Raw genomic sequence first — 21,163 nt, forward strand, 5'->3', positions numbered from 1 at the left:
TACGCTTTATCGGCGGAATCCATAAAGAAGACACGCAAAGCCGCCGCAATCCCTCGAAGACCTTTGTCAGCAACCCTACACGCTCGCAAAGCCAACAGGCGCGATTTCGAAAAGGTGAGCAATGTCAAGCTCGGGCGCGCTGGCATGCGACTTGCCAATTCCCATGCAAACGACTCGGGAAAATAAAGGGTGCCATGATCAATCTGACGGATAGCGCAGTGAATGCGCTCAAGAGCGCGATCTCGGCTTCGGCGCAGCCGACGAGCGGCCTGCGCATCATGGTCGAGGCCGGTGGCTGCGACGGGTTCAAATACCGGATGAAGCCTGGCCGACGAGGCTCAGCCTGACGACACCGTGATCGAGCGCGACGGCGTCAAGGTGTTCGTCGACAATAAGAGCCATGAACACCTCGCCGGCACGACGATCGATTTCGTGGTGGCGCTGTAGGGCTCGGGCTTCACCTTCGACAACCCAAACGCCAAATCGAGCTGCTCTTGCGGCAAATCCTTCAGCTGATGACAAGAGAAATCGAACCATGCTGGTGGAACCAGAACAACTGAAGCAACCGCCGAGCATTGAGACCGGTCGGGAGCAACTCATTCGCGCCGTGATCGAGGAGATCCGGCCCAATCCGCAACGCTGCCTGGGTCCTTGCTGTCGGCGGCAGAAACCTGCCTGGATCGCTCCCGCCGGATGATCTTCGAAGTGAATTGGGCGAGGAGTTCGGTCGTGCTTTCCGTGCTGCTGACGGGCACCAATTCCAGTTTCCCAGACGAGTGGCGTGTCCATCAGCACTGGAACGAATCCTTACGGGATCCAAAAGGTCCATGCCCAAAACATAATCCCCAGCACAAGGCACAGGAGGCGCTCGCAGAGCATGCCAACTCAGGCGACCCTGGCGTCCAAGTCGTTGATCGCGGTCTGTATCCTTCCGCATCAAACGCGAATCCTGAGTCTCGCATACCCGATCCAAAATGCTCGGATTGATGGGCAAGCAAAAAGGACGCTTAACTGACAAGCGGCACAAGTCTAGGGAGGAAACGTCCAAGGAGGACAGCGACAGCCCGAGACGCCGCCGTGGTTGACTCGATACGTTTTGTGTTCGATGCCATTGGCGGAAAGCAAGGCGAGAGAACTATATTGCTACGGATCACCTCGATGGTATGGACATCTTCATTCGTGACGCCAGTCAATTTTCTCTTCCCGACTTTCTGAGCATCTTGATATCCCCGGCACACCATCTGAGGATGTCTGCGTCAACGCCTTCCGGTGGGTGCCCTCACACGAGAGTGAAACGGCGTACGCGCCACAGGCGTCTGGTATCAGGAAGATTGTCGGCTCCGAACCAAATGTCGACAATGCGACGCATGCAGATACTGCGTGCAGACTCAATCTTCTTTGTTGCGGCACGGCGCTTGCTTCTTTAGCATTGGCATCTCCGATGAGGCATGGACGGTGATGTCTAGTGGTTCATCATAGTGATTTTGACGTTTTGATACCGAGCCATTCGAGGATGGGCAAGTTTTCCGGTGGCAAGAGAATCTCGATGCTTCTGGGGACGCCGGGTTGACGTCGGATGAAGCCGTTCCGTTCGAGGGTGACGATCATCTGGTGGACAGTCGGCGGGCTGACGCGGAAATGGCGCTGGATGTCGGCTTCGGCGGGCGGCTGTCCGAACATGTACGAATAGGTATGGATGAAAGCGAGGTAGTGCCCCTGCTTTTCGGTGAAACGCGCGCCTGATTTTTGCCTCATCGTTGGATTGGCCCCGGCCTCCGCCAAGGAGGCAAAGCATGAATGTACGTTATCGGGTCGAATTGAGCCAAGCCGAGCGCGATGAACTGACGGCGATGCTCGGCAGCGGCAAGCACGCCGCCCGCAAGCTCAAGCGGGCGCAGATTTTGCTGGCGGCCGATCGGGGCCGCCGTGACGAGGAGATTGCCCGGACCGTGAGTGTCAGCCTCTCCACCGTCGGCCGGACCAAGCGCCGCTTCGTGGAAGGCAATCTGGAGCGGGCCTTGAGCGAGGAGCCGCGTCCGGGCGCGGAACGCAAGCTGACGGGCAAGGAAGAGGCCCTGCTGGTCGCGACCGCATGCGCCAAGCCGCCCGCCGGCCGCAAACGCTGGACGCTGACGCTGCTGGCCGACACGATGGTCAAGCTCACCGATCACGACAGCCTGTCGGGCGAGACCGTGCGTCGCCGGCTGGCCGAGAACGACCTCAAGCCATGGTGCAGGGACATGTGGTGCATTCCCCATGTCGACGGCGAATACGTCGCCCGCATGGAGGACGTGCTCGATCTCTATTCCGAGGCGCCGGATCCCGAGCGGCCGCTGGTCTGCTTCGACGAGACCCCCGTCCAGCTCATCAGCGAGGTGCGTCAGCCGATCCCGGCCAGGCCCGGACAGCGCGAGCGCTACGATTACGAGTACCGCCGCAACGGCACCGTCAATCTCTTCGTCACCTTCGATCCGCATCGCGGCTGGCGCAACGTCAAGATAACAGACCGCCGCGCCGCCGTGGACTACGCCCACTGCATGCGTGAACTCGTCGACGTCCATTATCCCGATGCCGCCTGTATCCGTGTCGTGCAGGACAATCTGTCGATCCACACCGCCGGCGCGCTGTATCAAGCATTTGCGCCCGCCGAGGCCCGTCGCATCCTGCGTCGCCTCGAATTCCACTACACCCCGAAGCACGCCAGTTGGCTCAATATGGTCGAGTGCGAGATCAGCGTGCTACAGCGCCAGTGTCTCGGCCGCCGCATCGACGATCCCAAACGGCTCCGAAAAGAGATCGCAGCATGGCAACGGCAGCGAAACAAAGCACGAGACCGCATCAAATGGATGTTCACAACCGACAAAGCCCGCGCCAAACTCGGCCGCGCATATCCAACCATCGCCAAAGAGTCAAAATTACTGTGATGAACCACTAGCACTATGCTCCTGGAGCTGCTTAAGGCTGGTGAAGGAAGCGCCGCTAAGCGACTGCCCCTGCAAGACCGAAAACCAAACCTCGACCTGATTGAGCCAGGATGCGCTTGTCGGCGTGAAATGAAATGTCACATTGGGGTGGGCCTTTAGCCAGTGCTCGTTCTTCTTGTGGGTGTTGAGGTTGTCGAGGATGACGTGAAGCTGGCGGTCCGGAAAAGCCGAGGTGACGCTGTCCATGAAGTCGAGGAACTCGACACGGCGCCGCCGTTTTGAATGCGTCGCGATGATCTTTCCGGTCGCAACCTCGAGCGCCGCAAACAGCGTTGTCGTGCCATGCCGCGTGTAGTCGTGGCTCTGACCGGTCAAGGCGCGACCATTGGGCAACTTCAGATAACCTTGCGCTCGCTCCAAAGCCTGGATTGAAGGCTTTTCGTCCACGCATAGCACGATAGCCTTCTCGGGCGGGGCGACGTAGAGGCCGACAACATCGGCGGCTTTGGCCGTGAAGTTCGGGTCGTTGCTCTCGCACCAGGACTTGCGAGCCACGAGGTCGATCTGGTGGTTGCGCAGGAACCGCCAGACATATTGGACGTCAACATCGCCCAGCGCCTCGGCCAGCAGCGGCCCGGTCCAGCGCGCAAACCCTTCCGGTGGCTGCTTGTCCAACAGCCGCAGAATCCGCTTGTCGGTGGCCTTCGTATAGATCGGCTGCTTGCCAGGCCGCGGCCTCTCCTGCAGCCCTGCAAGGCCAAGGTCGGCATAGCGATGCCGCCACAGGCTGACAATCCGAGGCTGGACCCCGACTTCCTTGGCTATCGACCGCGTGCTGCGCCCGGCCGCCGCCAACAAAACTATCCGCGCCCGCTTCAAATCGCGCTGCAATGTCGCCGGCGAACGACAACGCGCCTCCAGGACCTTGCGATCCTTCCTCGAAAGGTGAACTTCTCTTGCCTCGGGTATCATCCCGATCTTGAATCACGACTCACCCTCTAAGGAGGGTGGGTACTAGCTGCTCGTGATGGCAACGCCGAATGCACCCAGTGGGAGGAGCTGCTGCGCAAGCTGCGCTGCATATGTTCAGGCTCTCATGCTCGAGTTGGTACGCCGCTATGGCGACCCCTGGCAGTGGTTGCAAACACCTCTTCCGGTTGCACACGCTGCAACGCGCCCGCTCGATCAGGCAAGCCGATCGAATTGGGGTAGAGCTTCCATCGGTAAACCTTCGTATAGCAGGTCCCCTCTTTTCTATACCGATCGCCCACCTCCGTACAATTGAACATGTCATCGACCTCCGTCAGCTATCGGGAGCCGTAGAATGTAGATGGAAAATGCCTCCGCTATCGCCGAATGAATTGATTGCGCGATGCAAAGCTGGAGCAGCGAAGTGCCTTTCATAATAGGTGGCCGGCAGCTTATACCTATGTTCGGCAGCTCGGCCTATCTCTCCTGAGATGGTCAGCGCCTTGCTCACCTTGTTCAAGTATAACCGGCACATCATGAAACTTGGCCCTAAGCAACTAGTCAGAGGTATGTTTTCTTCTCGGTCTCCCCAGGTCGGGGACGACGCTCGCACGTTTGCTCCAGCAGCACTCCGATATTGCACCCCGCCTGAACCGCTGCCTAATGCTGGCACTTGAACCGTTCGGAGAGTGGACCGCGACATCTGGCAGGAATGCCTTTGATGCTGGCCGGGACCCCCGAATTAATGACCATGATGAGCCGCTGTTTTTCTGATGCAGCTTGCACTAGTACTTGGTCGCAGCGGGTGTTCCCAGTCAAGCGGGTGTCCGGCTCATCGGAACAAGGGATATCGAGAGGTTTGATACATTGCCAAAAATAACTGGATCGACTGTGCCCGGGGCGCGCACGCCGGAGGCAAACGATCGAGATCTAGGTTTAGATTTCGCGAAAGGAGTGCTCATCACTTTGGTGATCGTCGGTCACCTGATCCAATATGTCGTCTACCGAGATGAAGGCTTCTGGGAGTCGCCATGTTTCAAATGGATCTACATGTTCCACATGCCACTCTTTATGGCGATAAGCGGATATCTTTCTTGGCGAGCGCTCTTGCGAAAGTCATTCACTCAAGCCATCGGTGATCGTGCGATGCAGCTCTTGTTGCCCATGCTGTTTTGGTACGCTCTCCTAGAGACAGCCAAGTTGGCCGCATTTAGCTCGTCTGCAAGCCAACCAGGCAGCGTTTTGCAGTTTCTAAACGATTCCGCGGGCACATACTGGTTCATCTGGGCTGCTTTTGTTTCTTTCCTTCTAGTCAAAATTCTTTCGATTTTCAATCGTCGGTCGCCCTGGATCCTATTCGTATCAGTCATACTAGTCTCACTTGCACCTGTGACATTTTCCATATCACCTCTCATAAGGTATACTTTCCCGTTTTTCTGCCTAGGAGTCTCTTTTGCTCAGTCGAGAGAATGGTGGACGAGCATAACGCGATCTCACAAGCCGCTCTTAATCACGTTTCTCTCCATAGCGGCTTTGGTGTGCTTTCTAGCCTGGCGCAAAGACACTTACATCTACAACAATCTCGCCCTAGTGCACGATATGCAGTCGGCAAAAAACGTACTTCTGATGCTTCTTGGCTCCGCAGCGGCCTCAGCGATCGTGATCGTGCTCGTCCTCCAATGCTGGAAAGTTGGCCGCTCAAATCGAGTGACCCGCTTTATCACCGTGGAACTGGGACAGAGCACGCTGCTGCTATACTTGATACAAGGTACGGTCTTTCGTCTCATGGATTCGATACAATACGGGGAACTTTGGGATCTCACGACCAGGTTGGCCGTCGCGGGAATTCTTGGGGGAGCGATTGTTGCCGTCGCGCTAATGGTACGCTGGATCGTGCGCGACATTCCCTATCTATCTCAGCTCGTTCTTGGAGCGCCACCACGCTCGGCTTGTCTAAAGTATCAGCCCGCAGATAATTAGCTGCAGCCGAGATCTGAATCCTGGAGAGCCCGACTCCTGGTTGGTCTCCTCGCAGCTTCTGCCATTGGTTGTGGTGACGTGATGGACCTTGTTGACGTGTGTCGTCATGCCGCTGGAGCGGAGATCGCTGATGCTGGCGTCCAATTCCAGGGCAGGAGCTCGTCCAGCCGATGAGCCGGATGGGCGGGGATGCGGGCAAGGACATCGGCCAGCCAGGCTTGCGAATCAACGCCGTTAATTCTTGCCGTTTATGCCGCCCGCCGAACTATGCCGAACGGGTTTGGTATGGGCACGCCGTTGTCACGCTGGCACCGTCGATCGCGTGCACGGCAGCCCCATTCCATTCGGCTAGTCTGGTCGTTCAGAGCGCTTCCAGAAAGGCGAGCAGGCGGTCGTTCGGCTGGAAGCGGGTTCGCTTGCCGCGCTCGTACGGCTTGAGCTTCGCCAGGGCAGCTTCCTTGAGGGCGAGGTGGGCGTGCAGGTACGTCTGCGTCGTCTCGACCGATTCATGACCGAGCCACGGCGCGATCACGGAACGGTCGACGCCGGCTTGCAGCGGTTCCATCGCAGCGCTGTGCCTCCTATGTCTTGGTCGATATAGCAGGCACTGGACTAAACCGCTCCGCGGTAGGCAGCGATGACGGCGGCCTGAAGAAGGAAGCGGCACAGAGTGCGCGGCAGCGGCATTAACGATCCTTCGCTGTGCGTCGCGCCGTCCGACCCGTGGCCTCGCTGAACAGGTGGCGGGGGATGTTGATTATCGCAAAACGTCGCCGTTCTTCCGGGTGCGTTTCAAAATCTGCCTCCACAAAAATCTCGACGGTCTCCTCACTGGCATGAACTTCGACGCGTACCGGCGCGTCTTCAAACTCCACTTCATATCGACGACCATTCTTTCCTCGGATAATCGTGTGCGCCATTTCTATGCTACCTCCGGCCCTGCTTCTTGAGCTTCTTCACTCGGTGCTTCTGATAATCCAGAACGGCCGCTGCAAGTGGCATCGAGCGCGGCACGCGCACATGTGTGAGGGAGACGACAAGCGCTCTGCCTGTTTCTTCCGAGCGAGACAAATGGCAGATGATACCGCCCTCGTCACCGGCGTATGACAAATCCCAGACGACGTGGTGCATCCGATCAGCATCGGCAACATTCTCGGCTTGCAGATATTCGATCAACGATGGTGCCAGTTCAACGTCAAATGGCGCAGCTGCCTTGAGTGCGGCGAGCAGCCGGGTGGTCTTCTCCGGATTGTCGAGCATAGGTCGTCCATCTTTAACGGGCGAATCAGAGAGCCGACGATCAGCGATGATAGGGAATATAGCTCAACAGAGCCATATTCGCTATCCGTCGCACAACCCGCCTTCCTCCCATTGCTGGTTGACCCGATCCAATAGCGACGACCTCACGGGCATTACCCCGCTTCCTCGCTAATACAACACAGTCCGCCCCTCTCCGGCGCATCACCGCTTCGCGGTAGGCGACTCGTGGCAAGCTTCGGTACCACCATCTGATCTTCCTGCATTCCCGACGAAGTTCGATTGCGAGATGCTGGAGGCGCTGCTTGCAGCGCTTTCATATCGCAAAGGAGCTTCCCATGACGGTTCTTCGACAACGGATGACTGAGGACATGCAGGTGCGGAATCTGTCGCCGCATACACAGGCATCGCATCTCCAACAGGTATCGCTGTTTGCACGTTACTTCCGTATGTCGCCGGATGCGCTGACCCCCGAGCACATCCGGACTTATCAAATCTACCTCACGAACGAGAAGAGGTTGGCCCCCAATTCAATCCATACGGCTGTCGCGGCGCTTCGGTTCCTTTACAGGATTACGCTCAAGAAGGACTGGACCTTTGGAGAAGACATCCCGCTTCCAAAAAAGCCGCAGAGCCGCGCGGGTCGGTACCGCTCTCCCGCACGATGCAGAAGCCCCGGGCATACACCCCCGCAACGAAAGGACCGAAGTACGCGACAGCTCAAGTACGCGGGTGATGCCGCCCGCCGCTCCGCGGAAAGCGCCAAATGAGCTACAAGGCCGGCTTTGCCAACGGCGGCCGCGTGAAGGCATACCCCAAGATGTAGTATGGCGCCGGCAGCGGCGAGGGCCTTCTCGAGAAGACAAAGTACGGCGACAAGGCCAACCTGCGGAAATGATCCTGGTGCGGCATATGGCGGCCGATGCCGGCGGCGAGCGGCGATTTTGGCGTTGCCCTTGCCGATCTCGACATAAACCTTCGTATCGTTCCGTCGCACCTTTGGATGCTCGACGATTACCTGCGTTCAATTGAGCTGCTGATGGCTTTCATCCTAGGTTGCATCCTGCCCTCCTTGGGCGTTTCCTCCCTAGACTTCGGCCGCTTGTGGCAACGCAGGCGGCCTTTTCCTTGTCCGATGCGCCTGATTCGCATGGCGCTCCTGCAATTGGCTCGGAAACAAGTGGGCGGGCTGTAAATGAGCGTCACCATCGCCATCAAGCTGGCCGAACGTCTTCAGGCCCAAGCTTGATGAGCTGGATAGGTGATCGATGCCATCACGTCGGATAATCTCAAAGATTGGGGCCGGTATCAGCGCAAGGTGGTGCCGCAAGGCGCCCGCCGACGCGCGCACGGTGCTCGCTGAGACGATGGAAGACATCCTGAAAGAGTAGGAGGAGAGGGAAGGGATGGTATGCGTTTCGACACGGGAACGGCGCTCGGAGTCGGAGGACCAGAAGACCGAGCTTATGAAGCTCATTGGCGATCTGTGCAGCATCGAGCTGCTGAACAACAAAGGTCTTGGTCGGCATCTACATCGAGCCGGAGAAGACCAAGGGCGGGCTCATCCTGTCGACCGGCGCGATCAAGGAATCAGTCTGGCAGGGCACCGTCGGCCTGGTGCTCAAGAAGCGCAAGACCGCCTTCAACGATGAGCCGAAACCGGCACCTATTTCCACGGCTAGTACCCACTTTCCTTAGAGGGTGAGTCGTGATTCAAGATCGGGATGATACCCGAGGCAAGAGAAGTTCACCTTTCGAGGAAGGATCGCAAGGTCCTGGAGGCGCGTGTCGTTCGCCGGCGACATTGCAGCGCGATTTGAAGCGGGCGCGGATAGTTTTGTTGGCGGCGGCCGGGCGCAGCACGCGGTCGATAGCCAAGGAAGTCGGGGTCCAGCCTCGGATTGTCAGCCTGTGGCGGCATCGCTATGCCGACCTTGGCCTTGAAGGGCTGCAGGAGAGGCCGCGGCCTGGCAAGCAGCCGATCTATACGAAGGCCACCGACAAGCGGATTCTGCGGCTGTTGGACAAGCAGCCACCGGAAGGGTTTGCGCGCTGGACCGGGCCCCTGCTGGCCGAGGCGCTGGGCGATGTTGACGTCCAATATGTCTGCCGGTTCCTGCGCAACCACAAGATCGACCTCGTGGCTCGCAAGTCCTGGTGCGAGAGCAACGACCCGAACTTCACGGCCAAAGCCGCCGATGTTGTCGGCCTCTACGTCGCCCCGCCGGAGAAGGCCATCGTGCTATGTGTGGACGAAAAGCCTTCGATCCAGGCTTTGGAGCGAGCGCAGGGCTATCTGAAGCTGCCCAATGGCCGCGCCTTGACCGGTCAGAGCCACGACTACACGCGGCATGGCACGACAACGCTGTTTGCGGCGCTCGAGGTTGCGACCGGAAAGATCGTCGCGACGCATTCAAAACGGCGGCACCGTGTCGAGTTCCTCGACTTCATGGACAGCGTCACCTCGGCTTTTCCGGACCGCCAGCTTCACGTCATCCTCGACAACCTCAACACCCACAAGAAGAACGAGCACTGGCTAAAGGCCCACCCCAATGTGCAATTTCATTTCACGCCGACAAGCGCGTCCTGGCTCAATCAGGTCGAGGTTTGGTTTTCGATCCTGCAGGGGCAGTCGCTCAGCGGCGCTTCCTTCACCAGCCTTAAGCAGCTCCAGGAGCATATCGATGCCTACATCAACGCATACAACGAAAACGCTGAGCCCTTCGTCTGGACCAAGAAAAAGTCCGTCAACGCAGATTCAAAGGCCGCCGTATCACTCAGCTTTGATTCCGGGTACTAGCACTACTTTGGCAGATTTATTGGATTGATCGTCGCAACAGGATTCCCGAATCAGGTTTTCAATGATTCATGAGAGGTCGGCTTATGGAGGGCCGATCTATGGACGTGGACTGGCAAGCCGATCTCGATCGCTGGCTTGCGCCGTTTGTCGCGGCGCTAGGGCACAAGACGCGGGCCCGGATGTGCCCTCTCTACGTCGCGGGTTTGATTGGTCCAGGAGACCGCAAGAGCGTTCAACCGATGGCGGCACGCGCCAGTGGGGTCGGTTACGATCAGCTCCATCATTTCGTCGCTGCCGGAGTTTGGGACAGTGCTCCACTCGAGGCTGCCCTGCTGAAGGAGGCAGACAGATTGGTTGGCGATGATGCGGGTTTTCTTGTCATCGATGATACGGCGTTGCCCAAGAAGGGACGTCACTCGATTGGCGTCGCGCCACAATATGCCTCGTCGCTCGGAAAGACTGCTAACTGTCAGTCGCTAGTCTCGCTAACGTTGGCGTCGCGGGAAGTGCCGGTGATGGTGGGCCTGCGGCTGTTCCTGCCCGAGAACTGGACAAATGATCCTGAGCGCATGGCGCGGGCGGGTGTGCCGAAGGATAGACAGACTGCTCTGACAAAGCCGGAGATTGCGATCGAGGAGATCGACCGCGTCATCGCCTCCGGTGTGCGTTTCGGCTGTGTGCTTGCCGATTCAGGGTACGGCTCCAGCGGGCCTTTCCGTCAGGCTTTGAGCGAGCGCGGTCTGCTGTGGGCGGTGGGTCTGTCGCGGCGCCAGAACGTCTATCCCGCCGACATTGCCCTGATCTTCCCCATCGCGAAGACCGGAAAGCCCCGCAAATACCACATCCCTGATCAGCCACCGGTCTCTGCTGAAGCGTTATTGGCCAAAGGCAAATGGCAAAGGGTCAGCTGGCGGCGGGGCACCAAAGGTCGGCTGACATGTCTCTTCACGGCCCGCCGTGTCCGCGTTGCGGATGGCCATAAGCACCGGATGATCAATAACCGTATGCAGTGCATGCCTGGCGACGAGGTCTGGCTCGTCGGCGAGCGGCGGTCGACCGGGGAGCAAAAATACTATGTGTCGAACCTGCCGGCCGATGCCACCATCAAGACGCTCGCTGCCACGATCAAGGCCAGGTGGGTCTGTGAACAGGCCCACCAGCAGCTCAAGGAGGAGCTTGGGCTCGACCACTTCGAAGGTAGATCCTGGACGGGATTACATCGACACGCGTTGATGACGATGATCGCCTACGCCTTCCTCCAATCCCGCCGCCTCAAAGCAGCGGGACGGAAAAAAAAGAATCTCAGGACCGCCACCACAACCAAGCATGCCGGCCATCAGGCAAGCCATCCTCGACCTCTTCGCACGACCTCCACCCCGACAATGTCCTCACTGCGACATGTTCCTTGCAGATATCGCGACGACTAAAGTGCCAAAGTAGTGCTAGGACGTCAAGATCGCCAATTGGGTTGTATTCCAGTCCGGCGACGCTCGCGCGTCCGGATCAATGGCGGGATTAACGGATGGTCGAGGACACGCTGCTCGACATGGTGGTCGAGAACCCCGACGTGATCACACACCCATGATAGTGATACGGTTTGGCAGAGCCTTCGGGCGCACTGAACGAGAGCGCCCCGTTTGGCAGCTTTGAGACCAATGTCCGCGACTTGACGCTACACACACCCAGTACGAAGCGACTGTAGAACCTCCAACTTTCAAAATCGGCACGCCGCTTGCTTCATTCGGGGCACCATCACCGGTCGGAGGCGGGGCGGTGCTGTAAGGGCGGACTCGGCAGTTCCTCCGTGGCGTCCGGCCGCCCCGCCAATTTGCTGTGAGGCGACATGAAACAGCATGTTCGGGCGGCTGCAACTGCGGTCGCAGCCGCTCACGCTCCGCCGTGATGTCCTTAGCGTGTCCGAACACGAAACCACCAACTTTTCCTCCGGGGTTCACCGATGATGTCCGTCGATCGCCTGGCCACCCGGCTCGCGACGCGCCTTGCATTTTTTGTCGCCGGCTTCGGCATTGCGGCCTGGGTGCCGCTGGTGCCGTTCGCGAAGGAGCGGCTGGCGGTCGATGATGGAGTTCTCGGTTTTCTGCTGCTCTGCTTGGGCGTCGGCTTGGTCGTCTCGATGATTTTGAGCGATTTGTTGTGCGCGCGCTACGGCAGCAAACCGATCATCCTGATCGGCGGCTTCGGAATTGCGCTCATCCTGCCGTGGCTCGCGGTTGCCAGTACGCCTCTGGAGCTCGGGGCCGCGCTGGTTGCCTTCGGCGCCTCGCTCGGCTCGATCGATGTCGCTGCGAATGTCAATGCGGTCGAACTGGAACGTGCAGCGAAGCGTCCGCTGATGTCCGGCTTTCACGCGCAATTCAGCATCGGCGAATTTGCCGGCTTCGACGCGATGACCGCATTGGCTGGCTGCACGTTGGAGCTTTTTCATCAACCCTAATGTGCTAGGCCATCGTGTCGATCGCGACGGCGCTGACCTGGCCGCGACTGCCGCAAGCGCGCAGCAGGGATCGCTGTTCGTCATGCCGCATCGGCCCATTCCCGCAGGTAGGCGATAACGGAAGCCTGGTCACGACACTGCGGTCGTCGCTGACCCCAGTTCTGGGCGCCCGCATATCGAGCTTTCATCTGGCTCGCGCTCCTGGTTTGAGACGGCGCCAGCTGAATCGCTTCGCGGCGCGCATCGCCGGATTCCGAGTTTAGCTCTAATCCGCCATAGAAGAGCGTGTCACAAATTCTGGGGTTCTCTCGATAACGACCGAGTAACTTTGGAGTCACGTACACGGCGCGCAGGTGCGAGCGCTTGCGAAGCGTCTCCATGGAATAATGACCCTCGGTTGATGCATGTCAATGCGACAGACCGCAGCGCACGAGTAGAAGCAAGAATCGCCGAACGATCAAGGATAGATTTGATGATCGATTTCGCTGTCCGTCGCGATTTGCCAACTGCGGCGCTGCTTGCGTGTGGCCGCGGACCACAATGCAAAACGCGGAGATTTCAATGACCGGCGGGATCAACTGCGGTCTCAACGATGAGGCTGAATGGTAACACCTGCAAGAAAAATGCGGTGCATCGCGCGGTCATTTCGGATACCTGTTTCATGATGCAGCCTTGTAGTCTGTTAGTCGCTGAATTAGGCGCAACGACTTCGATGCTGGCGGCGGCGTCGCGCGCTCGACGGGCAGCGAACATTCACGTGGCCGCGCTTTGAATGAGACCGTGACGTTTCCGACGGAGACTAGCAGATGCGCTTGATGAGCTTTGCCACGCCTGCCGATACAATAGGCGAACCGAGCGCCGCATGAGTTCATTTTTTCGGCGGCAGCTTGCCGACTATGTTGAGTATCATCGCGCCCCTTGGAATTGCGCCATGCATGTCTTCGGTATCGTGTTCCTGTTCCTGGCTGCCGTTCTTCCGCTCAGCCAATTGTCCATCGCCGCGTTCGGGATCCAAACCAGTGTGGCGGCCATCGCTACCATACCGGTGCTCATCTATTGGTTCCTGCTTGACTTCGCGCTTGGAGCCGCGATCCTTAGGGCTGCGATCGTATTGCTTTCAGCCGCCGCCATTTTCGTGGTTCAGGCAAATACTGTCCGAATGTGGTCGCTTACCGCTATCCTGATTGTGATTGGCAGTGCATCGCAGGTTATTGGGCACCAGGTGTTCGAACGTCGCCGACCGGCACTGGTCGACAATCCGATCCATCTGTTGCTCGGACCGATGTTTTTAATGGCGAAATTGTTTATCGTGCTCGGATTTCGGCGCGATCTGGCCGTCATCATCGACGAGCGTCCGCAAGGCCCTTTGAGTTCGCCGTGAACCGATATGCGCGACGTTGCCGAAGGTCTCATCGTTGCCGTGGGGCGCGGACGGGCTGGACATCGCTCATGCTCGGTGGCGAAGCGATCCCGCTGAAACAGATTCTCGAACTCATGGCGGCGATCAGAGGCCGTCGCGCTCGGCGGCTTGAGGTGGCCGGCCGAGTTGCCGAGATTGGCGCTGCAGTGCTGGAATTTATCGCCGATCACGTGACGCGCCGATCTCATTCCGATAAGGCCGAAGGCGTTCGTATCACATTGCGTGCGAAGGCTATCGAGCAGAAAGGCGCAGGCCGATGCGCGCATTTCTCCACCGCAGAATGCTGTGCTGTGCTAGTTGGGCACCTCGCAGGGGGGAATAGGACACCTATCAGACGCCTGCAACAGCATCGCCCGCAGCAGCTTCTCCGGCGGGATCAACGACCGCCCAATCGGCGAATAGAGCGACGCAAGCTCGCGCTATAGCGCCGACAGCGCCTCGCTCCCGATGGATGATCGCAGCGCGTGATCACGCCGCACCCGCGCCTCCAGGTCAACGTAGCTGAACAGCTCGCCAGTTGATTGTCGCCGCCGCGCACGCACGATCTCCGTATCTCATCGGAGGCAATGAATCCCGCTCGCCGGTAGGCGGCGAGCGCCTTTTTCAAAGCATGCTAGACTGGTACCTCAACACAGAAGTCTTGACTGGTCGGTTTGGCATTTCCAAGAGGGATAGCTGCTCAGGAGCGACCAGCATTTCGTTGCTGCGCGGCGAGCCGGGCTGCCGCGTCATGAGACCCGCTCGTTTCAGGGGCAAGACCATCTGGTGGACCGAAAGTGGGACCCCGAAGTGCCGTTGAATATTCCAAATGTACGCGCGTGTAGAGCCCCGACAGCCTTCAGCGAGCTTTGCTCCTCGCGCCCGTCAAGAATGGGGAGCGGAGGAAACTTCGCTCCTTTCCCTCTCGGTGGAACTACGCGCTCTGCAGCTCACCCGCTCGAGCAGTGTCCCCCGGTTTCCTCGCGCGAGCATCGCTCGACATCATCTTGCATGCTCCGCCCAACCAGCGACAGCACGGGCCCATGATCGAATCCGGCGCATCTTGCGCCATCGGCGTTGATCAGCGGGCGCCTTATCAGGAGCGGATCACTCAGCATCAGCGCGAGTGCGCTCGCCGCGTCGCTTGTTTCGGGATTAATTTCGCCTGACTTAATACGCCGCGCGGCGCGGTTGAACCAGGATGCGACCGGCGTATTGCCGAAGAAGCGGCGCAGTTCCTCCGCACGCCACGGCTCCTTCAAGATATCCTTGGCAATCACGTGGTGGCCCGCGGCCTTCAGCGCCTGCATCTGGCGCGCGTTGGTGGCGCAGCCGGGTTTGTGATAGAAAATGATCGTCGTCATGGCGCGGGCCTATTTGAGCACACTGAGCTGCACGACCGGCGTGACGCCGCCGCGTTCGAGAATGGTATCGGCCTTCTTGCGAATGGTTTCCAAGGTCAGCGGCTTGACCAGAACGCCGTGTGCGCCGGCCTTGACGGCTTCGACCGCGTCGGCCTCGTCGGATTTGTCGCGATGATCAGGATCTGAGCGTCGGGAAAATAGGCCGCCAATTCGCCGATCACGCCGGCCCCTCTTGCTTAAAATAAGAGGCTCCGAGCAACACCACATGCGGTTTTAACCAATCGATGCCCCTGGCAAAGGCCTCTTCTGGCGTTGCAAGCTCATGCGTCTCGATCTCATCATGCAGCATGAATTGCAATGCCGCGCGGGTGATCTCGTTATCGTCGACCACGAACACCCGTCGCAGGTCCACTGCTTTCGACGTTTCGACACCAATCTGCACTGTTGCTCTCCTGAAAATCCGCTCCGACAAAGCGGCTTGCAAGAGCGTTAGCAATTTCTGTTCCGTGCATGAATGCATTGAAATGGCTCGCGCTAAGCCGGCGTTTTCCCGTTTTGATGCTAGCGATCCTTGTCCGGCTTCTGACAGCGGCACGAATCCTGTCACGTTCAAAACACCTGGTTTCATCCACCGGCTCCCGAATTTTTCAAAGTGTAATCAGAAACTTAGAGAGCGTGGCCAGGGTTGGCACGGCGGTTGCTATCAGGATGCAGCAACACTGACTGAGGGCTGAGTGCACGCAGACGCGCAAGACGAGCGCTGCTCTCCTTCCCTTGAACCCGTGTGCCTCGTTTCTGAGCGAGAAACAAGCTCGCGCGCGAGGCAGCGCGCAATCTTTGGCAAATTGGTTGATGGAGAGCAACATGGCTTCACTGAGACAAATCGCGTTCTACGGCAAGGGCGGTATCGGCAAGTCGACCACCTCGCAGAACACGTTGGCGGCGCTGGCCGAGATGGGCCACAAGATCCTGATCGTGGGCTGCGATCCCAAGGCGGACTCGACCCGCCTGATTCTGCACGCCAAGGCGCAGGACACGATTTTGAGCTTGGCGGCGAATGCCGGCAGCGTCGAGGACCTGGAACTCGAGGACGTGATGAAGATCGGCTATCAGGACATCCGCTGCGTCGAGTCGGGTGGTCCGGAGCCGGGCGTCGGCTGCGCCGGCCGCGGCGTCATCACCTCGATCAACTTCCTGGAAGAGAACGGCGCCTATGAGAACATCGACTACGTCTCCTACGATGTGCTCGGCGACGTCGTCTGCGGCGGTTTTGCGATGCCGATCCGCGAGAATAAGGCGCAGGAGATCTACATCGTTATGTCTGGCGAGATGATGGCAATGTATGCCGCCAACAACATTTCCAAGGGCATTCTGAAATATGCCAACTCTGGCGGCGTGCGGCTCGGCGGCCTGATCTGTAACGAGCGGCAGACCGACAAGGAACTGGAACTGGCGGAGGCGATGGCCAAGAAGCTCGGCACCCAGCTGATCTATTTCGTGCCGCGCGATAACGTCGTGCAGCATGCGGAGCTGCGCCGCATGACCGTGCTGGAGTATGCGCCGAAATCCCAGCAGGCCGATCACTATCGCAATCTCGCGACCAAGATCCACAACAATGGCGGCAAGGGCATCATCCCGACCCCGATCTCCATGGATGAGCTCGAGGACATGCTGATGGAGCACGGCATCATGGAGGCGGTTGACGAGACCATCATCGGCAAGACCGCAGCCGAACTCGCAGCCGGGTAAAGGACACACCGACGGAGGCCGGCCTTCCCAATGCTCAATAAGGAGGTCGGCGTTCCGGCGAAAAATGTCGTGACCAGCATCACGATGCAGCGAAGCATACTTGATCACTGTGGAAAGATCGGCAACCCATGTTCGAAGCGCAATTGTTTCCGCTTATGGCTGCCAGAGCGACTGAAGCGAACGGTGAGCGGCATAGGGGAATTGCGACCTACCGCCTGCTCACTGGGGCAGACCCCGCAGATGTCGACATAACCAGTGACAGCAATTTCGATCGCCACGTGCTGGCGTCCATTCTGGCGGCCGCCACGATGGATGGTGGTCTGGTTTCCGAGAAGGTCGGTCTGACCAGCCACGAGCTAGCCGCGTTGCTGGAGCAGTACTTCCCGTCGATCCGGATAAACCGCGAGGAGTTGCTCTTGCGTGTCAAGCGCAATGAGAGCGACGAGGCGGCAATGTTGCGTGATCTCCTGCTCGCGCAACGCTCGACCGAAGGGGACATCGGCAACTGGCTAGCTGGGATGATCGCGCGTCGCGCAATCGAGCCAAATCACTTGTGGGAAGATCTCGGATTGCGCGGTCGTGGCGAACTATCCCGGCTGCTAGGCCGCCATTTCGCGCCGCTAGCCGCGCGCAATACCAATAATATGCGCTGGAAGCGCTTCTTCTATCGCACGCTGTGCGAGGACGACGGCCTTGTCATGTGCACGACGCCGGTGTGCACGCAATGCAACGACTTCAACCTCTGCTTCGGCGATGAAAGCGGCGAGAGCCGCATGGCCGAGCGCCGGCGCGAGGTTCTGCTGCAGGCGGCTGTCCCGGTTGCGGCCGGCACCTGGCCAATGTGAGCGACTTCGGATGGATCGTCCGTTGGCCAGACTTCCGGACGCCGGGGATCGCGCGGACTTCGACGAGGTGCAGGTGGGACCGGCCTCTGCCCATCTCAGCGGGCGATGTCCCGACGCCGGCTGGAAGGATGTGTTGCTCAAGGCCGGGCTGCGACCGACGCGCCGGCGCCTGATCTTAAGCGAGCTGTTGTTTGCCAGAGGCGCCCAGCATGTCACCGCAGAGATGCTATTTGCCGAGGCGCGCGAGACCGGGTTTCCGATCTCATCGTCTACCGTCTACAACACTTTGAACCAGTTCACCCAAGCCGGCCTGTTGCGCCGGATTTGTCTTGATGGGTCGCGATCGTTGTACGACACCAACACCTCGCCGCATCCGCATTATTATCTGCACGGCGAGGATATCCTGCTCGATATTCCCGATGCGGATCTCCTGCTTGTGAATGTGCCGAGCCGCTGCCAGACCACGAAGTCTCCTGCGTCGATCTGATCATCCATCTGAGCCGCAAGCGGAGTTGATGCCATCCCATCGCGCCGTGACGTAAGCGGACGCGTCGACTTCGCCACTGTCGCGTTTGCGACAATCCGGCTGGTGCCGAAAAATGTGCGCTTGTCCAACGGCTTGTGGCGGGTGCCGGCGTGGCATGCGCATTGCTCAGGCCTTGCTTTGCCAAAGCCAACAAGGAGCCTCCCATGATCGAAGCCGCCTCTGCCAAACAGTCATGGTCCGAGACGGCATGGGGAAGTCCGATCGTGCTCAACGACACGACGCTGCGCGACGGCGAACAAGCGCCTGGCGTTGCCTTCACCACCGACGAAAAGGTGGCGATCGCGCAAGCGCTGGCGCGGGCCGGAGTCACCAAGATCGAAGCGGGGACGCCCGCGATGGGCAGTGAGGAGATCGCCGCCAGCCGCGCCATCGTTGATGCCGGTCTCCCGCTCACCACCATCGGCTGGTGCCGGATGCGTGAAGCCGATGTCGATGCGGCAATCGAGGCCAAGGTGCCGATGGTCAATGTCTCGATTCCTGCTTCTGGCGTGCAGATTGCCGCCAAGCTTGGCGATAACCGCGAACTAGCGCTGGAGCAGGTGAGGCGGGTGGTCAGTTATGCGCGCGAGCGTAGGCTTGAGGTTGCCGTCGGCGGCGAGGACTCCTCCCGCGCTGACGTCGATTTTCTCATCAAGCTGATCGCCACCGCAAAAGCCGCCGGCGCACGGCGCTTTCGTATTGCCGATACGCTCAGTGTGCTCGATCCGGACTCCACCTATGCGCTGACGGCTCGTTTGCGCGCGACCACCGGTCTCGAGCCCGAATTTCACGGCCATGACGATCTCGGGCTTGCGACCGCCAATACGCTCGCCGCCATCAAGGGTGGCGCGAGCCACGCCTCGGTGACCGTCATCGGGCTCGGCGAGCGGGCCGGCAATGCGCCGCTGGAAGAAGTCGCGGTCGCGCTCAAACAGCTCTACGGGCGTGACACCGGCATCGTGCTGCCGGAACTCGAGAATGTCGCCGCGTTGGTGGCAGCCGCGGCTGCACGCACGGTTCCTCTGAACAAGGCGATCGTCGGTGAACATGTATTGACCCACGAATCCGGCATTCATGTCAATGGCCTAATGAAGGATCAACGCACGTATCAGTCGCTCGACCCCAATTTGCTCGGTCGATCCAACCGTATTGTGATCGGCAAGCATTCCGGGCTGTCGTCGATCACCACCCTACTTGACGAATTGCAGCTCGCCGCCAGCGCCGAGGACGCAAGACAGATCCTGTCGCGGGTGCGGAAACATGCCATCGAGCACAAGCGGCCGGTAGCGTGCGAGACGGTGGTGGCGATCTGGCGCGACGTCTGCGAGCGCTCGTTGACCAATGGTGCGTGGGGCGGCCATGGTCGGCATCATTACCGCCGAAACCGCCGGCGTCCCGCGCAAGCCCTCGCAGACATAGGCCATGGAGGCGATATGCAGCGCCGCCTACGCGAAGCAGCGTCGCAAGGAGATGACCAGCCGGAGCCGGGTCCCGACCACAGGCCGGTCGACCTAACCCAAAGGAGATTTTTCGATGAGCAACACACAGGCGGCAGTCGGCATCCTGGATCGGCTCAACAAGGCCTGCTCGGCCGAAGATTTTTTTGCGCTGCTTGGCGTCGATTACGACCCCAAGATCGTCAATGTCGCGCGCCTGCACATCTTAAAGCGCATGGGACAATATCTCGCCAAGGAAGTATTCGAAGGTGGCGCGGAGGCCGAGGTCACGGCGCGGTGCAAGGCGGTGCTGGAGCAGGCTTATGCCGACTTCGTGGCGTCCTCGCCGATCGACCAGCGGGTGTTCAAGGTCTTGAAGGATGCGGTCGCGGAGCCCAAGAAACCGGCGGCCTTCGTGCCGTTGAGCTCGCTGAAATAGCCTCATACATCAGTTCAGATCTGCCTCAAGCCATGTCGGCGCGGCGCGTTGTGCCATCTTCCTCTTCATGCAGATCAACTCTGTACAGCAATGCGCGAAGCGGCGCTGTCGCATTCGCGACGTATGTCGGAATTGTACTGTCGGCGATGTTAACGGCCAGTCTTTATTTTCTCAAGTCATTGAATGGACGTCTAATTTTTGATGGCCCCAACTGGTACGGCACTTGCTGTTCTCTGGCCAAGTCCGTCATTGGTGCCGACTACACAGAATTGTTGCCCTCCGAGATGAGATATGGAGCAAGACCGATCATGTTGCCGTTACTGCTCGCCGCTCGCGCCGGCATCATCCTATGGGTCACGCTCGCGTTAATGCCGTTCGAAGTTGTCTTTGACGCCATTGACGCTGGGATTGACCGTGAGATGGCCGCCAATGGATAACTCGCGTTCCACGCTACTTCTGGAGAAGGCATGCACAGTATCGTTTGCACCAAGCAGGTTCCCGATTCCGCGCAGATTCGCGGTCTATCCCGTGACCAACGCCATCGTGCGTCAGGGGGCGAGCATCATCAACCGATACGCCTTGTTCGCGCTCGAGGCCGCGCTCCAATCGCGTGACAAGTTCGGCGGCGAGATCGCCGCGCTCACCACGGTGGACGCGGAGCGCCGCGCCGAACGCGGCGTGCAGATGTTGCGCACAAAGCTGCCCTGCCTGGTCAGCCACGGCGGAAGCAACCAGCCAGATTTGCAGCGCCGTGATGACCGCCGCCCTGCGCGCGGCGCTAGGGCCGGTTGTAAAATGGAGCGCGCAGGAGGCCGGCGTCGAGGAGTCTCGAAATGCGTCGTGCCCGGCTCGCCGACCATCGTCAAGCGCGCCTTTGCGCCGTCGCCACGCGCCGAGAGGGCGGGGCTGGTGGAAGCCGCCAAGCATCCGACGGAGGTGCTGATGAAAGCCATCTTGAAGGGTCAACCCAAGCTACAGACCAACCTTGTGGCGCAGGCGCGCAGGTTCTGAGGGGAATTC

The 21,163-nt window shown here is 59.3% G+C and carries 14 protein-coding genes and 11 pseudogenes; 16 read left to right on the forward strand and 9 right to left on the reverse strand.

Annotated features, from left to right (window positions below):
• Window positions 1-194 precede the first annotated feature (194 nt).
• Window positions 195-516: pseudogene (locus RX328_RS09085) on the forward strand (HesB/IscA family protein).
• A gap of 957 nt (window positions 517-1,473) precedes the next feature.
• Here the strand turns inward: RX328_RS09085 and RX328_RS09090 are convergent.
• Window positions 1,474-1,755, reverse strand: coding sequence for a LexA family protein (locus RX328_RS09090; protein WP_108522735.1), 282 nt, complete (start codon window positions 1,753-1,755; stop codon window positions 1,474-1,476).
• 38 nt (window positions 1,756-1,793) lie between these two features.
• Here RX328_RS09090 and RX328_RS09095 point away from each other — a divergent pair, with 38 nt between their 5' ends.
• Window positions 1,794-2,924, forward strand: coding sequence for an IS630 family transposase (locus tag RX328_RS09095; protein ID WP_317258660.1), 1,131 nt, complete (start codon window positions 1,794-1,796; stop codon window positions 2,922-2,924).
• A 15-nt stretch (window positions 2,925-2,939) separates the two neighbouring features.
• On the opposite strand, the pseudogene RX328_RS09100 reads toward RX328_RS09095, so the two are convergent.
• A pseudogene (locus RX328_RS09100) lies at window positions 2,940-3,896 on the reverse strand (IS630 family transposase); the annotation flags it as partial.
• An 864-nt stretch (window positions 3,897-4,760) separates the two neighbouring features.
• Between RX328_RS09100 and nolL the strand changes: the two are divergent.
• On the forward strand, window positions 4,761-5,873 hold the full coding sequence (gene nolL, locus RX328_RS09105) for a nodulation factor fucose acetyltransferase NolL (RefSeq protein ID WP_213257573.1): 1,113 nt from the start codon (window positions 4,761-4,763) through the stop codon (window positions 5,871-5,873).
• Between the two features lie 104 nt (window positions 5,874-5,977).
• On the opposite strand, the pseudogene RX328_RS09110 reads toward nolL, so the two are convergent.
• From RX328_RS09110 to RX328_RS09125, 4 genes and pseudogenes are all read right to left on the reverse strand, one after another.
• Window positions 5,978-6,121: pseudogene (locus RX328_RS09110) on the reverse strand (transposase domain-containing protein); the annotation flags it as partial.
• Window positions 6,122-6,234: 113 nt separating this feature from the next.
• Window positions 6,235-6,465 (reverse strand): annotated as a pseudogene (locus RX328_RS09115) (tyrosine-type recombinase/integrase); the annotation flags it as partial.
• A 94-nt stretch (window positions 6,466-6,559) separates the two neighbouring features.
• A complete protein-coding gene (locus tag RX328_RS09120; RefSeq protein ID WP_249735019.1) occupies window positions 6,560-6,793 on the reverse strand; it encodes a hypothetical protein in 234 nt (77 codons plus the stop codon).
• A 7-nt stretch (window positions 6,794-6,800) separates the two neighbouring features.
• On the reverse strand, window positions 6,801-7,133 hold the full coding sequence (locus RX328_RS09125; RefSeq protein WP_057853677.1) for a hypothetical protein: 333 nt from the start codon (window positions 7,131-7,133) through the stop codon (window positions 6,801-6,803).
• 335 nt (window positions 7,134-7,468) lie between these two features.
• Between RX328_RS09125 and RX328_RS09130 the strand changes: the two are divergent.
• From RX328_RS09130 to RX328_RS09160, 7 genes and pseudogenes are all read left to right on the forward strand, one after another.
• A pseudogene (locus tag RX328_RS09130) lies at window positions 7,469-7,762 on the forward strand (site-specific integrase); the annotation flags it as partial.
• Window positions 7,763-8,052: 290 nt separating this feature from the next.
• A complete protein-coding gene (locus tag RX328_RS09135; RefSeq protein ID WP_213257616.1) occupies window positions 8,053-8,325 on the forward strand; it encodes a hypothetical protein in 273 nt (90 codons plus the stop codon).
• A 323-nt stretch (window positions 8,326-8,648) separates the two neighbouring features.
• On the forward strand, window positions 8,649-8,828 hold the full coding sequence (locus RX328_RS09140) for a hypothetical protein (RefSeq protein WP_213257614.1): 180 nt from the start codon (window positions 8,649-8,651) through the stop codon (window positions 8,826-8,828).
• 26 nt (window positions 8,829-8,854) lie between these two features.
• Window positions 8,855-9,917: pseudogene (locus RX328_RS09145) on the forward strand (IS630 family transposase).
• Window positions 9,918-9,991: 74 nt separating this feature from the next.
• A pseudogene (locus tag RX328_RS09150) lies at window positions 9,992-11,357 on the forward strand (IS701 family transposase).
• Between the two features lie 530 nt (window positions 11,358-11,887).
• The gene (locus RX328_RS09155; RefSeq protein ID WP_312018072.1) at window positions 11,888-12,385 is read left to right on the forward strand and encodes a hypothetical protein; all 498 of its coding nucleotides are present in this window, start codon (window positions 11,888-11,890) and stop codon (window positions 12,383-12,385) included.
• An 862-nt stretch (window positions 12,386-13,247) separates the two neighbouring features.
• On the forward strand, window positions 13,248-13,766 hold the full coding sequence (locus RX328_RS09160) for an Mpo1-like protein (RefSeq protein WP_213253650.1): 519 nt from the start codon (window positions 13,248-13,250) through the stop codon (window positions 13,764-13,766).
• 374 nt (window positions 13,767-14,140) lie between these two features.
• Here the strand turns inward: RX328_RS09160 and RX328_RS09165 are convergent.
• The 3 genes and pseudogenes from RX328_RS09165 to RX328_RS09175 form a co-directional block, all read right to left on the reverse strand.
• Window positions 14,141-14,343, reverse strand: a pseudogene (locus RX328_RS09165) (IS5/IS1182 family transposase); the annotation flags it as partial.
• Between the two features lie 391 nt (window positions 14,344-14,734).
• The gene (locus RX328_RS09170) at window positions 14,735-15,148 is read right to left on the reverse strand and encodes an ArsC/Spx/MgsR family protein (protein WP_108522738.1); all 414 of its coding nucleotides are present in this window, start codon (window positions 15,146-15,148) and stop codon (window positions 14,735-14,737) included.
• Between the two features lie 9 nt (window positions 15,149-15,157).
• A pseudogene (locus RX328_RS09175) lies at window positions 15,158-15,590 on the reverse strand (response regulator).
• A gap of 422 nt (window positions 15,591-16,012) precedes the next feature.
• Between RX328_RS09175 and nifH the strand changes: the two are divergent.
• The 6 genes and pseudogenes from nifH to RX328_RS09205 all read left to right on the forward strand — a co-directional run bounded on the left by nifH (window position 16,013) and on the right by RX328_RS09205 (window position 21,154).
• A complete protein-coding gene (gene nifH / locus RX328_RS09180; protein ID WP_057853693.1) occupies window positions 16,013-16,897 on the forward strand; it encodes a nitrogenase iron protein in 885 nt (294 codons plus the stop codon).
• A gap of 128 nt (window positions 16,898-17,025) precedes the next feature.
• Window positions 17,026-17,742: a nitrogen fixation protein NifQ gene (locus RX328_RS09185; protein WP_082646318.1), complete on the forward strand. Its 717-nt coding sequence runs from the start codon at window positions 17,026-17,028 to the stop codon at window positions 17,740-17,742.
• Window positions 17,743-17,764: 22 nt separating this feature from the next.
• The gene (locus RX328_RS09190; protein ID WP_213253651.1) at window positions 17,765-18,229 is read left to right on the forward strand and encodes a Fur family transcriptional regulator; all 465 of its coding nucleotides are present in this window, start codon (window positions 17,765-17,767) and stop codon (window positions 18,227-18,229) included.
• A gap of 203 nt (window positions 18,230-18,432) precedes the next feature.
• A pseudogene (gene nifV / locus RX328_RS09195) lies at window positions 18,433-19,596 on the forward strand (homocitrate synthase); the annotation flags it as partial.
• A gap of 205 nt (window positions 19,597-19,801) precedes the next feature.
• Window positions 19,802-20,143, forward strand: coding sequence for a nitrogenase stabilizing/protective protein NifW (nifW, locus tag RX328_RS09200; RefSeq protein WP_213253675.1), 342 nt, complete (start codon window positions 19,802-19,804; stop codon window positions 20,141-20,143).
• Window positions 20,144-20,610: 467 nt separating this feature from the next.
• Window positions 20,611-21,154, forward strand: a pseudogene (locus RX328_RS09205) (hypothetical protein).
• Window positions 21,155-21,163: the final 9 nt, after the last annotated feature.

The organism is Bradyrhizobium sp. sBnM-33 (assembly GCF_032917945.1).
GTDB lineage: Bacteria > Pseudomonadota > Alphaproteobacteria > Rhizobiales > Xanthobacteraceae > Bradyrhizobium.